Source organism: Brevinematia bacterium, from assembly GCA_039630355.1.
GTDB lineage: Bacteria > Spirochaetota > Brevinematia > DTOW01 > DTOW01 > SKYB106.
Genome location: JBCNVF010000100.1, coordinates 1 through 15,609, shown reverse-complemented (window position 1 = coordinate 15,609; position 15,609 = coordinate 1). Strand labels below are relative to the sequence as shown.

Annotated in this window: 16 protein-coding genes; 6 read left to right on the top strand and 10 right to left on the bottom strand. The window is 38.3% G+C overall.

Going from position 1 to position 15,609, the window contains the following annotated elements:
• The 3 genes from ABDH28_06910 to ABDH28_06900 form a co-directional block, all read left to right on the top strand.
• On the top strand, positions 1 to 1,863 hold a 1,863-nt coding region (locus ABDH28_06910), incomplete at its 5' end, for a penicillin-binding transpeptidase domain-containing protein (protein ID MEN2998744.1).
• A 234-nt stretch (positions 1,864 to 2,097) separates the two neighbouring features.
• On the top strand, positions 2,098 to 2,505 hold the full coding sequence (locus tag ABDH28_06905; GenBank protein MEN2998743.1) for an arsenate reductase ArsC: 408 nt from the start codon (positions 2,098 to 2,100) through the stop codon (positions 2,503 to 2,505).
• 70 nt (positions 2,506 to 2,575) lie between these two features.
• Positions 2,576 to 3,286 (top strand): lytic transglycosylase domain-containing protein, encoded by a 711-nt coding sequence (locus tag ABDH28_06900; GenBank protein ID MEN2998742.1) that lies wholly within the window; start codon positions 2,576 to 2,578, stop codon positions 3,284 to 3,286.
• Between the two features lie 20 nt (positions 3,287 to 3,306).
• Here the strand turns inward: ABDH28_06900 and ABDH28_06895 are convergent, their stop codons facing one another.
• Together ABDH28_06895 and ABDH28_06890 are read right to left on the bottom strand one after the other, a co-directional pair.
• A complete protein-coding gene (locus ABDH28_06895) occupies positions 3,307 to 4,734 on the bottom strand; it encodes a V-type ATP synthase subunit B (protein MEN2998741.1) in 1,428 nt (475 codons plus the stop codon).
• A gap of 93 nt (positions 4,735 to 4,827) precedes the next feature.
• Positions 4,828 to 5,469 (bottom strand): hypothetical protein, encoded by a 642-nt coding sequence (locus tag ABDH28_06890; protein ID MEN2998740.1) that lies wholly within the window; start codon positions 5,467 to 5,469, stop codon positions 4,828 to 4,830.
• A gap of 269 nt (positions 5,470 to 5,738) precedes the next feature.
• On the opposite strand from ABDH28_06890, the gene accC reads away from it, so the two are divergent.
• The 3 genes from accC to ABDH28_06875 are packed head-to-tail and all read left to right on the top strand — an operon-like array spanning position 5,739 to position 7,937.
• Complete coding sequence (accC, locus tag ABDH28_06885) at positions 5,739 to 7,076, top strand: acetyl-CoA carboxylase biotin carboxylase subunit (protein ID MEN2998739.1); 1,338 nt, start codon at positions 5,739 to 5,741, stop codon at positions 7,074 to 7,076.
• A gap of 1 nt (position 7,077) precedes the next feature.
• Positions 7,078 to 7,332: a hypothetical protein gene (locus ABDH28_06880; protein MEN2998738.1), complete on the top strand. Its 255-nt coding sequence runs from the start codon at positions 7,078 to 7,080 to the stop codon at positions 7,330 to 7,332.
• Positions 7,329 to 7,937 (top strand): hypothetical protein, encoded by a 609-nt coding sequence (locus ABDH28_06875; GenBank protein MEN2998737.1) that lies wholly within the window; start codon positions 7,329 to 7,331, stop codon positions 7,935 to 7,937. The genes ABDH28_06880 and ABDH28_06875 overlap by 4 nt, the downstream gene beginning before the upstream one ends.
• A gap of 71 nt (positions 7,938 to 8,008) precedes the next feature.
• Here the strand turns inward: ABDH28_06875 and ABDH28_06870 are convergent, their stop codons facing one another.
• The 8 genes from ABDH28_06870 to ABDH28_06835 all read right to left on the bottom strand — a co-directional run.
• Complete coding sequence (locus tag ABDH28_06870; GenBank protein MEN2998736.1) at positions 8,009 to 9,178, bottom strand: iron-containing alcohol dehydrogenase; 1,170 nt, start codon at positions 9,176 to 9,178, stop codon at positions 8,009 to 8,011.
• The gene (locus ABDH28_06865; protein MEN2998735.1) at positions 9,163 to 9,480 is read right to left on the bottom strand and encodes an antibiotic biosynthesis monooxygenase; all 318 of its coding nucleotides are present in this window, start codon (positions 9,478 to 9,480) and stop codon (positions 9,163 to 9,165) included. Before ABDH28_06865 ends, ABDH28_06870 begins: the two co-directional genes overlap by 16 nt.
• Positions 9,481 to 9,533: 53 nt before the next feature.
• On the bottom strand, positions 9,534 to 9,692 hold the full coding sequence (gene rpmH, locus ABDH28_06860; GenBank protein ID MEN2998734.1) for a 50S ribosomal protein L34: 159 nt from the start codon (positions 9,690 to 9,692) through the stop codon (positions 9,534 to 9,536).
• Between the two features lie 17 nt (positions 9,693 to 9,709).
• Positions 9,710 to 10,468, bottom strand: coding sequence for a YebC/PmpR family DNA-binding transcriptional regulator (locus ABDH28_06855; GenBank protein ID MEN2998733.1), 759 nt, complete (start codon positions 10,466 to 10,468; stop codon positions 9,710 to 9,712).
• A 361-nt stretch (positions 10,469 to 10,829) separates the two neighbouring features.
• Positions 10,830 to 13,598, bottom strand: a complete 2,769-nt coding sequence (locus tag ABDH28_06850; protein ID MEN2998732.1) for a hypothetical protein — start codon at positions 13,596 to 13,598, stop codon at positions 10,830 to 10,832.
• A 215-nt stretch (positions 13,599 to 13,813) separates the two neighbouring features.
• The gene (locus ABDH28_06845) at positions 13,814 to 14,167 is read right to left on the bottom strand and encodes a hydrogenase maturation nickel metallochaperone HypA (GenBank protein MEN2998731.1); all 354 of its coding nucleotides are present in this window, start codon (positions 14,165 to 14,167) and stop codon (positions 13,814 to 13,816) included.
• A 10-nt stretch (positions 14,168 to 14,177) separates the two neighbouring features.
• Positions 14,178 to 15,212 (bottom strand): hydrogenase expression/formation protein HypE, encoded by a 1,035-nt coding sequence (gene hypE / locus ABDH28_06840; protein MEN2998730.1) that lies wholly within the window; start codon positions 15,210 to 15,212, stop codon positions 14,178 to 14,180.
• Positions 15,213 to 15,223: 11 nt separating this feature from the next.
• The coding region (locus tag ABDH28_06835) for a hydrogenase formation protein HypD (GenBank protein ID MEN2998729.1) at positions 15,224 to 15,609 on the bottom strand (386 nt) is incomplete at its 5' end.

The following is a 15,609-nucleotide window of genomic DNA, read 5'->3' as shown; positions in this document are numbered from 1 at the left end:
AATCTATTTACAAAACTTTCCGAGATTCTTGAGGCGATAAAAGTTGAGATGTATTTTCCCAAGTCCGAGATACTGGAAAGCTATATGAACCATGTTTATCTAGGAAACAATCTGTATGGGTTTAAAAAGGCCTCTAAGGTCTACTTTAATAAAGATCTTAGGGATCTAACCATCCCAGAAATGGCTTTTCTTATAAAGATCATAACTTTACCTTCGGGAGTATATTTCAAGAAGGATATTATTCAGTCGAGGGCGAGAAAACTTTTGGAGATTGCATTTAAGGAAAAGATTATAACTGAGGACGAGTATGAGGCAGGTATGTTGTATAATGTTGTGTTAGAACCTGTTAGACTTCCGTTTTCTGCTCCTCATTTTTGTTTCTTTGTTTTAGAGAAAGCCAAAAGTCTGGGTTTGGGTGAGTGTGAGGAAATTCACACCACGATTGATATTAAACTTTACTATGAAGTATTGGGTATCGTTAGAAATGTACTCAACAACCTTAGGGGACATAACATAGGTGATGCGGGGGTTTTGATTGTTGATAACAGCAATGGTGAAATACTTTGTATGGTTGGTTCGAGGGATTACTTTTCTGAGTATGGGGCTAACAACGGGGTTTTGATAAAAAGACAACCTGGCTCAACGATGAAACCTTTTACCTACGCATTAGCTATTGAAGAAGGGATAATTAGCCTTTCTTCGATTCTGCCAGATATTCCCGCATCGTTTCCGTCTAGGTATGGAAGATATATTCCTAAGAACTACAATAGGCGATATAGTGGTCCTGTAAGGGTAGCGGAGGCGCTTGGTAACTCTCTTAACATACCGGCTGTTTATGTTTTGGACAAAGTGGGATTAGGTAAGTATGTTTCTTTTCTAAAGAGTTTGGAGTTCACCTCTATTACCAAACCTCCAAGTTTCTATGGCCTTGGGCTTACACTTGGCAATGCGGATGTTAGTCTTTACGAACTAGTCAGAGCTTATACTATTTTCCCTAACAACGGAGTTTTGAAAGAATTAAAAAGCATAAGGTATGTTAAGCTAAGGGACGGTAGGAAAGTCTGGGTCAGAGAGGGAAGTGATAAGTGTATTATATCCAAGGAGACTGCGTTTTTGATAAACCATGCCCTTTCGGAGCAGAGATACAGAGTGAAATCGTTTGGGGTCAACTCTCCTATAAATTTTCCGTTCAGAATGGCGGTTAAGACTGGAACTTCCAAAGATTATAGAGATAATACCATCATTGCCTACAACAAGAGATACACGATAGGAATATGGGCTGGAAATTTCGGAGGGGAGAGTATGTTTGACCTACCATCCGCAAGGGGAGCTGGAGCTATAATGAAGCATGTAGTTCTGTATATGTATAACGCGGGTATGATAAAGAACGATGAGTTTGACAAACCTTCTAATGTTAAACTTGTGGAGGTCTGTTCTGTTTCAGGGGACAAACCAACACACTTTTGTAGTAAGAGGATTTTAGAGTACTTTGTGGAGGGGAAAGAACCTAGAAAAAGTTGTGTTTGGTGTCAAGATGGAATATTAAGAATACCACCTGAATATAAAGTGTGGGCTGTTGAGAACTTACCCAGAGGTAAGTTTTTATTGTCTGAGGATGAATTTAAAATACTCTATCCTGAGAATAATAGTGTTTTTGCCATAGATAGCACAGTTACTAGAAAGATACAAAGTATTATCCTAGAGGCTAGTGTTATGAACGACGATGTTGAGTGGTTTGCTAATGGTGAGTTTGTTGGCAGGGGAAACAGAGTCCTATTTAACCTTAAAGGCGGAGAGTTTAAAATAACTGCCAAACACAAAGGTAAGACCGATAGTGTGAGGATTGTGGTTGTAGAAAGATGAGTTACATATGGTGCCTCTAGCTCAATAACTCGTGAATAACTTTCTAGAAGGTTTTTACCTGAAAAAACCAAACTCTTGACCAAACTTCAGGAAGTACAGTGATTCAATAAATTCCAAAATTTTGAAACAAGTAAACTATATTATTAACTATCTCACAAAAAAGTTTTAGACTTTACTCTGAGGAAACAAATTATTTTGAAATTTTTAACATCAATTTCTTAGAATGATTTTCCTATGAAGTATAATGTTTTGTTTCTCTGTGTTGAGAATGCTGGAAGGAGTCAGATGGCAGAAGCTTTTGCGAGAGAGTTGGGTGGTGATATAATCAATCCTTACAGTGCAGGTTCAAGACCTGCAAATGAGATTAATCCAACTGTAGTAAAGTGCATGGAAGAAGTAGGAATCAAAATCCAGAATAGAAAACCGAAAGGGTTTGACGAGCTTGATATTAAGGTATTTGACTTCGTTGTCAACATGGGTTGTGGGGACGATTGTCCATTTTATCCATCAAGAGCATATGTCAGTTGGGACGTTCCAGATCCAAAGGGAAAGAGTGTAGAAGAAGTAAGAGTGATAAGAGAGATTATAAGGGAGAAAGTTACTGAACTTGTAAGACATCTCAGAAGTCTTGATACTTACTAGCTATTCATAGCTTTCGCAGATTTCCTGAGCACTGAGTAAAGTTTTTGTTGAGTTTTACGAAATTAGGAATATGTTAAGTGGAATTGACTCTGTATACGCTAGGATAAGAGGGATATACGAAAGAATACAGGAAATTCAAAAACTAGCTGGAAGTGTGTATTCTACCATAAGTATAGATCCTATCCAAAGGTATTACCATACTAACAATTCGGAGGTTAGTTCACGGAATACTGGTAAGACCTTTCAGGAAGTTTTGCAAGAGGTGCTGATGGAAACTAAGGACGGTAAAGAAAGCAAAATCAATGTTGTTTCAAAGCCTGAGGAAAGCTGGAAAGAGGTAATGGAAGTTAGAGAAGTTAGTGATTCTAAGGAATCAGATCTGGAGAAAAGTAAGTTTGATGAGATTATAGGTAAGGCGTCACGGGAGTTTGGTGTTCCAAAAGAGCTTATAAAGGCAGTAATAAAAGCTGAGTCTAATTTTAACCCTATAGCAATATCTCACAAGAATGCTATGGGGCTTATGCAGTTGATACCGTCTACTGCCAAAGAGATGGGGGTTGAGGATGTGTTTGATCCTTTACAGAATATAATGGGGGGGACTAAATATCTTAGGATGCTTTTGGATAGGTATAATGGGAACCTATTTTTAGCGCTTTCGGCTTATAATGCTGGTCCAGAGAGGGTTGATAGAGTTGGTGGGATTCCAGAGATTGAGGAGACTAAGACATACGTTGATAGGGTGATAAAATTCTATAAAGAGTATTCAAGTAGGTCCAAATAGCTATTGTCAGAGGTTTAAACCTACTGCTCCTCAAACTCTTTTTTGGTTTTCTCTCTCACATTCTCTTTGTAATACTTAGCTACTATGTTTCTTGTAATAGCAGTTAAGTCCTCTGTTGGGAACATTGACAGTAGTTCCCAGCCTATTTCTAAGCTTTCTTCAATAGTTCTCCTTTCGGTGAATTTTTGTCCTACAAGCTTATATTCAAAAAGGTTTCCAAATTTAAGAATTAGTTTCTCTCTTGGACCTAACTCCTCTTCACCTACAATTGAGGCAATGTTTCTTACTTCCTTAACTCTAGCATAGAGAGCATATAATTGGTTAGATACGCTTGCGTGATCTTCTCTTGTTCTACCCTCGCCTATTCCTTCCTTCATAAGTCTTGAGAGAGAAGGTAAGACATCAACAGGTGGGTATATACCTCTGTTATGAAGTTCTCTTGAAAGCACTATTTGTCCTTCCGTTATGTATCCAGTTAGGTCGGGTATGGGATGGGTGATGTCATCATTCGGCATTGATAGAATGGGGATTTGGGTGATGGAACCGTCAGCTCCTTTTACTCTTCCGGCTCTTTCATATACAGTTGCAAGATCGCTATACATGTATCCCGGAAATCCTTTTCTTGCTGGTATTTCTCCAAGAGCAGTAGCAACTTCTCTAAGGGCTTCGGCATAGTTTGTCATATCAGTGAGTATAACAACGATGTGCATATTTTTCTCAAAAGCCAAGAACTCTGCAACGGTAAGTGCAACTCTCGGCGTAATCAATCTTTCTATTGGTGGATCATTTGCGAGATTTAGGAATAGAACTGTGTTATCTATCGCTCCTGTTTCTTCAAACACCTTTTTGAAGAAGTAAGCGTCGTCGTACTTCACACCCATTGCTGCGAATACAACTGCAAAATTTTCTTTGGTAGCTCCTTTTATCTTAACTTGAGAGGCTATCTGTGCAGCTAGTTCGTTGTGTGGTAATCCTGCTGCAGAGAATATTGGTAACTTCTGACCCCTAACAAGTGAATTCATAAGATCTATTGCTGAGATTCCAGTTTCTGCAAAGTCTCTGGGATACTCTCTCATAAATGGGTTTATTGGAAGCCCATTTACGTCCCTTATATCCTCAAAGTCCGTCTCAACGAAATCATCTATAGGCCTACCAGCACCGTCAAATATTCTTCCTAGCATTCTTTTGGAAACTCCTATCCTAAGAGGAGTAGCCTTAAATCTTACTTTTACCTTCTCCTTGTTTATACCGAATGTGCCTTCAAACACCTGAAGAGTTATCGCTTTTTCACCAGACTTTAGAACTTTAGCGTGTCTTGTTTCTCCATTCTCAAGCTCAATCTCAGCAATCTCATCATACCCAACATCAGGAACGTTCTCAAGTATCATTAGAGGTCCTCTCATTTCTCTTGCACCCTCAATGACCTTCTCCGGCACAAAGAGATCCATATATTACCTCCTTACAGGATGTTATAGGAAAAACTCTCTTTATGTCAAACTTCTATAAGGTAAACTTTTCGCGTAGCTTCGCGGTTACTTTGACTAAAACTTTATAGAGAAGGAGAGGAAGCGAAAATCCGTATCGTAGTAAAAAACAATTTCGTCCAGTAGTACTTCTCTGATTCCAAGGTAGTAAAACGGGTATCCAACTAGCAACCCCCAATCTGGTTTTCTGTTTGGTATGAAGAGTATAGGCATTCCGCCAAACCATCCCACTCCGAGAAATATTGTCTTTACAATATCAATACTTGCTTTTAGGTCCAAGGTAAAGTACGGCATGAAGATACCGTAATACTCAAATACAAACCAATTTGTGATTGTGGAAGTAACATCCTTGTGGTGCTTTACAAAGTGTGAAGTATTTTCAAAACCAAGACTTAAGTTTAGAGATGGAGATATTAGCCACTTAATTTCGTATAGGTTTATATATCCGTATGTTCTAAATCTAAGGAAACTATACCTTTCATCGGGGAATGAAACTAAAAACTGAATGTTGCCGGAGAAAAGTTTTGTAAGCTTTATACCGTCAGAAACCTCAAATATCACAATATCTTCTTGGAGGAAAGGATTACCTTCTTTAACTAGCATTCCTATACCTAGAGAAAAGTGATCACTGACCTCAGGACTAAAGGCGAGGGCTTTTGTTGCAAAAAGTAATGCAACTAGGAATAACAACCGTTCCATAGTTAAATTATAAACAAACTAGCCTTCTTTAGCACATTAAGTTTCTTGCTAACAACAAATTCCAATTAACAATTAGGGTACGGTCTTTCTTTTATTTCTCTCGCAGTTTCTGCAAGGCTTAAGTAAAGTTGCTTTCTCAATAAAAGCTGGAAGCCTAATGTGAAGTAAAACTGTGGAAATTGGAGTTTATTGAAGATGCTTACTTCAGTTGGAATGGTTGCTGGAGCAACTTTTATAATTAGATAGTGTTTTGCTACCGGGGGTAAGGGATGAAGGTGTTAATTGCTAACAGAGGTGAAATTGCAGTTAGGGTAATAAGAACTTGTAAGGAACTGGGGTTTAAAACGGTTGCTGTCTACTCTGAAGCGGATAAGGATTCACTTCACAGAAAGTTAGCGGATGAGGATATATGCATAGGTGGCCCTTATAGTAAGGATTCTTACCTTAATATTCCTAATTTAATAAGTGCTGCAATAGTTAAGGGAGCGAAGGCAATTCATCCAGGTTACGGCTTTTTATCAGAAAATGCTAAGTTTTCGGAGATATGTAAGAACCATGGCTTGACATTTTTAGGACCTTCTCCCGAAGTTATAACTTTGATGGGTGACAAGTCAACTGCAAAAAATACGATGAAGAAATTCAATGTTCCAACAGTTCCGGGAAGTGAGGGAGTTATAACTAGTGTAGATGAAGCACTAGAGGTTGCTAGAAGTATAGGATTTCCTGTGATTATAAAGGCTACTGCGGGTGGTGGTGGTAAGGGAATGAGAATATGCTATTCGGCCGATGATCTTAAAAAGTTGCTACCTTTGACTCAATCTGAAGCACAAGCTGCGTTTGGTAACCCCGGAGTTTACATAGAAAAGTATATCCAGAATCCAAAACATATAGAAATACAGTTTATAGGGGATAAATATGGCAATGCTGTTACTTTTGGTGAGAGAGATTGTTCAATTCAGAGGAAACACCAAAAGCTTATAGAAGAGGCACCAGGTCCAACTATAACTTCAGACCAGAGAGAGAGAATATCAAGCATTGTAAGGCATGCAGTAAGTTCCATAGGTTATGTTGGTGCAGGAACAATGGAATTCATTATGGATCAAGAGGGAAACTTTTACTTTATGGAAGTGAACACAAGGATTCAAGTTGAACATCCAGTTACGGAGGAGGTTACAGGTTTTGACCTCATAAGGGAACAGATATTAGTATGTTTGGGAGAAAAACTTTCGGTCAAGCAAGAAGAGATAAAGCTCAATGGTCATTCAATTGAGTTCAGAATCAATGCAGAAGATCCATTCAACGACTTCAGACCATCTCCCGGTAAAATAAAAGTATTGCACCTTCCTGGTGGATATGGTGTGAGAGTTGATACTCATATATACCAAGGATACGAAATACCAATGTATTACGATTCAATGGTAGCAAAGCTTATAGTATGGGGTAGAACAAGAAATGAAGCAATAGTCCGCTCCAAGAGGGCTCTCAGTGAGTTTACGATTGAAGGAATTCCAACTACTATACCATTCCACATAAAAGTATTAGAACACCCTGTATTTTTAAACGGAACCCATACTACTAAGTTCCTAGAAGACTTCTCAATAGTGTAGTATGAGACAAAGTCATAGACACATACTTCTAGAATTCGTTGAGAAGAATTTTTGGGGAATTTTATACTCTGCTGTTGCAATACTTTCTCTAGCTCTTATACTTCTGCTAGGGGTAGGAACATTTCTGCTTATCGTTTTGGTAGGAACAGTTGCCTTTCTCCTTGGAAACTCTAAAGACAAGAACATCTCTCCTGTTGAGAATATTAGAAACTTCATAAACAAATTAAACGAGAGAATAAAAAACTTGAAATCATGAAATTACTTATTATTGATACTTCTTACCCTGAGATATTCTCTTTGGGAATATACGTAGAACCTTCCTTATACTCCGTTGTGAAGGGACCTCCTAACGACTTTTCTTCGTTGTGGAAGGAACTAGAAAACTTATTCAGGGTCTCAGGTATAGGGAGAAGAGAAATAGAAGCTGTTTCAGTAGCAGTAGGTCCTGGTCCTTTTACCTCGCTAAGAAGTGGAGTGTCAATAGGAAAAACTGTGTCACAGATCTTAGGCATAAAGATAGTTGCTTTTTCTTCAGTTGAGGTGATTGAAGAATCTTTTTCTGAAATAAAACCCGTAATCTTATTTGATGGAGGAGCGGGAAAACTCCTAGTCAAAAGACATAACTCTGATTCACTAGAAATTGTAAAACCTCAGGAGTTTAAAGTTGTAGAGAGTGACGTTATCGTTTCTGTTGGTTGTGCTAAAATAGTTCAGCAAATGGGCATAAAGAGTATAAATCTAGACTATTTACCCCCACAGATGATCCTCAAGTTGGTTGTTAGTAAAATTGCTAAAGGTGAGTTTAGACATTTTAGTGAGGTTTTACCTATTTATCACAAGCAGTATGGTAACCTTACGTAAAGGATTTTGACAATGTTGATAATATCCCTCTGGTATTTGGGTTTAGAGTTATTACTATGTTGAATTCCAAATTACATGGCTTTTTCTAGTATGCCTATTAAGTCTTCTAAGGTTAGCTTTGAGGGATTTTCCTTTAAGGATGTTTTTGAAGCAATAAGTGGTAGATCTGACTCTGTAATTCCGTAGTCTTTTAAGTTCTTCAGCTTAGCTTTGTGGTGTAAGTTTTCTAAAACTTCCTTGAGTTTAGATAGTCCATTCTCAATACCTTCTTCTTTACCATCGTAAAGTAGGTCACCTATTTTTGCATACTTCCTTAGAAAGAAAGTGTTTTCTTCTCTTTTTAGGGTTTCAATATTCTTTAAAGTTGAGTGGTAGATAAGTTTTCCACAAATTACTCCGTGTGGGATACTATACAGCCCGCCTATTACTGATGCAAATCCGTGGACAACTCCTAAGCCAGCGTTTGCTAAGCAGATTCCTGAAAAGTAAGCACTCAAAGCAACATTTGAGAAATCTTCGTAACTTGGTCCTTCGTTGAATAACACTTTTCCAAAAGAGGTTCTCAATATACTGAATGCTTTTTCACATAGAGCATCTGAGTAAGGGTTTGAATTTGTAGATGTGTAGGCTTCTATAAGCTGTGTTAGAGCATCTAGTCCTGAAGGAATTCTTACGTTAACCGGTGTGGTGTAACCAAGAGTTGGGTCAATAAGAGCAACATCAGGTATGAAATTATCATGCCTTAGTGATTTTTTGAACTTTCCGTATTTTGAGATTACTGCATTTTTAGTTGCTTCACTACCTGTTCCAAATGTTGTGGGAACGGCGATAAACGGCTTTTTGGCACCACTTGGTTTCTTGCTACCAACTCCTTCAAGATACTCCTCAACGCTACCTTCTTCTACAAGCATTGTAGCAACAGCTTTACCAGTGTCAATAGCACTACCTCCGCCTATGCTTACCACTACATCAACCTCGTTCTCTTTGTGTCTTATAACTATACTGTCCACCATCTCTACTGTTGGTTCTCCTGATACGAACTCTAGTCTAATATCCAATTCCTTGTTAAGTTTTTCAAGTAGGTTCTTCCATTCTTGGGAGTTGGAGAATGTTTTTGAAACTACAAAAAGCACTTTTTTTCCAAACTCCTTAACAACACTAGAAAGTAGGTTGATAACCCCTTTTCCGAAAACTAACTTTCTGTTAAAAGAGAGGGAGAAGTTTTCTATTTCGTTTTCCATAAAGAGATGTCTTTAGGTTCTATAACGTTAAACGAGACTCCCTGTCGGGGTTTAGCCATGAAAGGCTCTACAGTCTCTCTCCACTTTTTATAGTGGGGTGTTTCCTTATGAAGTTTTGCTGATTCCTCAGAATCGTAAACCTCGTAAAGTATGAAATAGTTAGGATCATCTTTACTTTGAAGGAAATCGAATCTTAGATTTCCAGGCTCTTGTATCGAGTTTTTATGATTCTCAATGGTTGCTTCTATAAAAGCATCCCTATACTCTGGCTTAACCCAAACATTTACAATTGTAACGTTCATATATATCCTCTCTATCCTGATATCTTCCTTTGAAGATTAGCTAAGACTTGGAATTACTTTTTATACTTCTCATCAGAAACTGTTAGCTTCCATCTACCCTTTTTTCTTCTCCTTTTCAAAACCTTCAGTCCGCCCTTAGTGGATGTTCTTGCTAGAAATCCATGAGTTCTATACCTTTTTACGTTGGAAGGTTGATAGGTTCTCTTTGGCATACAACCTCCCTAGGTAGTTAAGCAGCTTCTCTAGAAAATCTCTCAAATACTGCATCGCTAGCATCTAGGTTGGAAGAAACATTCTGAACATCGTCGTTATTTTCTAACTCTTCAAGTAACTTTAAGACTTTGATTGCAGTCTCATCGTCAAGGGTTGCAGTAGTTTTGGGTATCATTGATATCTCAGAAACTTTTATCTCTATTCCTTTAGTTCTTAGGGCATTTAGGACGTCTGAGAATGATTCTACTGATGTGTAGATGCTAATGACGTCACCTTCTTTTTTAACATCGTCAGCTCCGGCTTCTATTGCAATTTCTAGCATTTCGTCTTCCGAGTATTTGTTTGCATCAACAGAAATGTAGCCTTTTTTCTCAAAAATCCATGCAACACTTCCACTTGTGCCTAAACTTCCCCCGAACTTAGAGAAAATCTTTCTTATCTCTGCTGCAGTGCGGTTTTTATTGTCAGTTAGAACATTAACAAGTATTGCAACACCTCCCGGACCATAACCTTCGTAGACTACCTCCTCGTAGGTAGCTCCTTCCAGTTCTCCGGTTCCTCTCTTTATGGCTCTTTCTATGTTTTCTGTTGGCATGTTTGCTTCTCTGGCTCTCTCAATTGCTACTCTAAGTCTAACATTGTTCTCTGGGTTACCTCCACCCATTTTTGCTGCTACAGTTATTTCTTTAGCCAGCTTTGAGAAAAGCTGACCTCTTTTTGCATCTTGAGCACTCTTTCTATGTTTAATATTTGCCCATTTTGAATGCCCTGACATAATAGCCCCCACCCTACAAGATGTAGAAGATTATAAATAAACCGAATTTGTTGATACAAGCTTATGTAAGTGTTCAAGAAGTTACTGGAAGGCCTAAAAATTAGGTAGAAGGAAGAATAAGATAAGGGGGATTGTGATTGACGAGACAGGAGTGGGGTATAATACACCCATCACTATCAGGGTGATGAGAGATGAAGATCGGGAAAGTTCAGAGAGCACATCAAGGTTGTTGTGATGGAGGGGGTTAATAGAAGAGTGAAGGCTAGAGTTCTGGGATATTCCACTGCGGGTGTATTTTTTGATTAAGCTTCAAACCGGTAAACTCTATCTAAATAATTCTTGCTAGTGGTTCTTCAGTAGTCTATAGTCCTACTTTGAAGGTAAAAGGACCTACAAGTTGCTTTTTCTTAGAGAAGCTTTCAAACAGGAAATACATATCTACTATACTCTCCGTTTCAGCTCGTCCAATATACACAATCACCTCACCGTTGTAGTCCAAAATCACTGGCTTCTGGTAATACTCTGTCTCATTGTTTATCCTATATATAGCTCTTGCCTTCGTAAAGTCTAAGAATTCCTTAACATTATCTATCAGCACTTTCACCGAAACATATGATGCCTTGGTAGGAGATTTGGGTTTTACTACAAAGGCGCTTATATCAAGTATCTTATCTTTTGCAGATTCCTTAATGCTTTCAAACTCCGACACAGATAAAGTCTGGGCGTTGTTTTTGAATGTTTCCGCACTTGCAATTATTCCTCCCTTTATTGCTTCTAAGAGAGAGATGTATATATCTTTAAGATAAAATTTAGACTTGTTGATCTGCTGTTTAACAATGTTCACTCCTAATTCTGATCCCATCCATAACCAACCGGAATCTCTTGCTATTATCAAGTGTTTCCATGCATTATCGTATAAGTAGGTAGGAAAGGAAGTATCTACACCCAACTCTTCGGCTTTTTTAAAATTATCGCTAACCTTTATTATATCCTTAGCGGTATCGTTACACAAGTCCCACATTTCTCTTTTGATTTTAGTATCAAACCACAGCCTAAAGGAAGTCTTTTTCTCCTCAGGATCAAAATACCAACCTCCGCTTATTTTCTCAGCAAGTAGATCCTTAACAGGAATAGTTTCCTTAAATATGTCCACTCCTCTGACTATCCTGATCCAGGGTATCTTCTCTAACCTATCAAAGAGCTTGCTTATAAATACTCCGTCACCTATGGATTCACCGTTGTCAGCAACAGCTAGAACCATGGTGCCATCTTTGTTTTTTTCGTTAAGCTGGATCACATATTGGATAAATTCATCTATAGCTCTATCGGTTTTCTTATACAATATCCTTGACGCTCTAGTATCAACTATTATTGTGTTTATTGCTAGAGCTCTAGAAGTCAAACGATAAGGAATATGATAGTTCAGACCCCATCCTGCAAATCCTACGTCTACCGCTAGATCAGATATGGGAATCCATGTAGCACCGGTCTGCAGTATAGGGAAGATGATTTTCTCCTCAAACGCCATTTCTGGAAGCCAAACACCTTTTATCTCACTTACACCAAGATAGTTTTCTTTAAAGTCTTTGTCTAGAAGCAAAGCTCTATAAACCTCTGCCTCATCAAGAAATGGAAGTAAGGAATAAGAGAAAGAAGTTATCATTAGCTCAACATTAGTTCGTGAGAAAAGTTTTTTGAACTCTTCTAGTTGCTTTGGATAGTAATAGGCAAGTTGATAGAGTAAGCTACCAGTAATACTTATGCTCACGGGAGTATTTCTTTGAGAGTAAAGCTTGATTATTGAGGAATATACTGGCAAAAAGCTAGATAGATTCTGCTTTACCAGCTTCGGATCTCCGTAGAATGGCTGATGTAAGGTCCATATAAATACAATCCTGAGTTTTTTATCAAAGTTAGGTATGGCTATCTCTCCTATCTTTATAGCTTTCTTCACAGAGAACAGCTTTTTACCATCGGCGCTATGAACATCAGCAACTACGTGGTAGTATCCTCCCTTTACATTTGGTAGATCAATGTTTACAACTTTATTGTCAACCACCCCAGGCACCGTATTAAGTAGATTTGTAGTAGTAAGTTTTGTTATCTCTCTGCCGACCGTATCTTCAAGTCTGAAAACTACAAATATCTTATCTGCTTTAACCAGAGCATCACTTTTGTATGCTGTTGCATACACAGGTAACTTTATATTTGCGTTTGGAGAGGAAGTTTTTGGCAAAGCAAATCCTATGACTACTCCAGAATCTCTATCTGCATAACTAACATCTGGGATTTTCGGTAATATAGCCCATTCTATAGTGTATGTTACTTTCTCTCCAGGTTTTAGAGAAACCTCTTTGAAGAGTATATCAAATGTAGGTAATTTGACGTCATGCCAGCTCCAGAATTTACTTACTCTTCCCTTATCTACAACTATAAGTAAGGAATTTGATGCTTCTGGTGAGACAAAAGCGAAATAATTACCTTCGGTAAGTATGTCTCCTCTACCACCAGAACCCGGTTCAAATCTGAGTTCATTAGCCTCCCCTTGTATATCAAGATTTATAGTTTTATTAATATTTGTTGGATTTCCAAGAATTGGTCTAGTCTGATGCCAGTAAGTAAACTTCTTGTCTTGACCACTTACATTCTCAACAGTAATATTTGCTTTTATGACAGGATCTATACTATCAGCATACAGAAGTTTGGTTACTTTCAAACCTCTTGCTTTGTCTGACTCCTGGCCAATAGTGTATGACATTTTTACAAAAGCAATCTTTTTATCTGCCGATACACCCCACTCCTCAAGCGTATATTTTCTTTCCGCAGTCCCAGGCCATATAAAGTCAAGCACATCATAAAATGCTCCTCCCATCTTTGGATCCGTTTCGTTAAAGGTTTCAACAATCTCAGCTCCTGTATTCAGATCAACTACCGACATTACTCTACCACCCATATTCGGAGAAACAGTAAACTTCAAACTAGGAGTCTTGATCACAATATCACCATTCTGGAGTAATTGTGCTTCCAATCCTAACTGCTCTATCTTTCTCACATTTCCACCACAACCAAAAAGCAAAGATACGGTAACTCCTACTAAGATTAGCGAAGCAAAAATTAATTTATACTTCATAATACCCTCCCTCAATAAACAAAAACATAAACTAACAAACTACTAACTTTTTAACCGAGAATTATTGTAAATCTAGAAGAAACTTTTTTCAAGCTTTCAGACAATACCCCAATAAAGTCTAATTTCTAAAATGCTACCCTACACTTAACCTCTAACCCTTATTAGGAGAACAACTTCATATAGTCCCAGTAGAAAACGCAAGAAAATATACCTATTCAAACTCCATCAGTTTCAACTTCAATATACTCAACTACTATTCCCTCCTCTGCCCCCAGAGTAACATTATCACTTCCACACTTCTCACATATATATATATGAGAGTCTACGTAGAATTTATTGCCACACTCAGAGCAGATAATAGGAATCTGAACGAATTCTATTTCTAAATTCATACTCTCAGCAATGGTGTTGTGGGCGTAGTTTTTTATGTGGAACTTAAAAGAATCTATATCTATGTTTTCAGTATCTGCAACTCTTATTTTTGCCATCACTACTTTTGAAGCTCCATTTTTCTTTGCTTCATTTAGAATCAGCTCTAAGGTATCTTTAGCTAAAAGTGATTCATGCATATATTCCCTCCTAGCATATTCTGGGTAACTGTTCACCACTCATCATATCAAGCAACCTATAACTGCCGATCAACGACTTCATCACAACCTTGCCCTTATTGTCCTCAGTTATCTTCCCTATGATATCTGCTTGGGTTCCTGTAGCGTTGGAGATTATGTTGACAGTTTTCTCTGCAAACTTCTCTGGAACTATAGCAATGAACCTTCCTTCGTTAGCGACGTAAAGAGGATCCAACCCCAAAAGTTCGCATATTCCCTTAACTTCATCAATTATAGGTATCTTCTCTTCTTCTATGAATATTCCGAGGCCACTAGCCTTAGCAATCTCGTTTAGAGCGCTAGCAACTCCACCTCTTGTTAGATCCCTTAGACAATGTATTTCTACTTTTTCTTTTAACAATCTCTCAACTGTAGTCCAAAGTTCACAGCAATCACTCTCTATTGAAGACTCAAGTTCAATTCCTTCCCTAAGTGCCATGACACTAGCACCATGCCTTCCAATGTCTCCACTTATTACTATTGCATCCCCAGCTTTAACATTCTGAGGTAAAATTTCTGTATCATGCTCTATGACCCCTATACCTGAGGTATTAATGTATATCCCATCCCCTTTACCTTTGTTTACAACCTTGGTATCCCCCGTGACTATCTTCACACCAACTCCATCTGCTACTTCCTTAGCCGATAGTAAAACTTTATTCAGTTTGTCCATCTCAAATCCTTCTTCAATAATTAGACTTAGGGAAATAAACAACGGTCTGGCACCACACATTGCCAGATCATTTATGGTTCCGGTAATGGACAGTTTTCCAATATCTCCACCTGGGAAAAAGATGGGAGTTATCACATAGGAATCTGTTGAGAAAGCTATTTTAGAGGAAGGTAGTTCTATAATAGCCCCGTCATGAAGCTTGTCAAGATATTCATTTGAGAAAAGAGGTAGGAATACCTTTTCTATGAGGCTACTAGTGAGTCTTCCTCCACTACCATGTCCAAGCCTTATTCTTTCAGTAGATGGTATAGGAGTAGGGCATTCAAAAGCCATTAGCTCACCTCCTAGTTTTTGTTCAATCTATAGCTGTAGTATATAGCGCACGCTCCTTCGGAAGAAACCATAGGTGCTCCAAGAGGGTGCTCGGGAGTGCATAATGTGCCAAATGCTCTACATTCATTTGGCTTCTTGACTCCCTGCAAGATCAAGCCTCCTATACACTCCTCAGCTTCTCTAGCTACCACATAATCTAAGAAAAACTTCTTTTCAGCATCGTACTCTCTGTACTTTTCCCTAATCCCCAGACCGCTTCTAGGTATGACTCCTATTCCTCTCCAAACCCTATCAACAACCTCAAAAATCTCTCTGATAATCTCCTGTGCCCTTACATTGCCTTCTCTCCTTACCGATCTAGCATACTGATTCTCAACCTCATATCTACCTTCCTCTA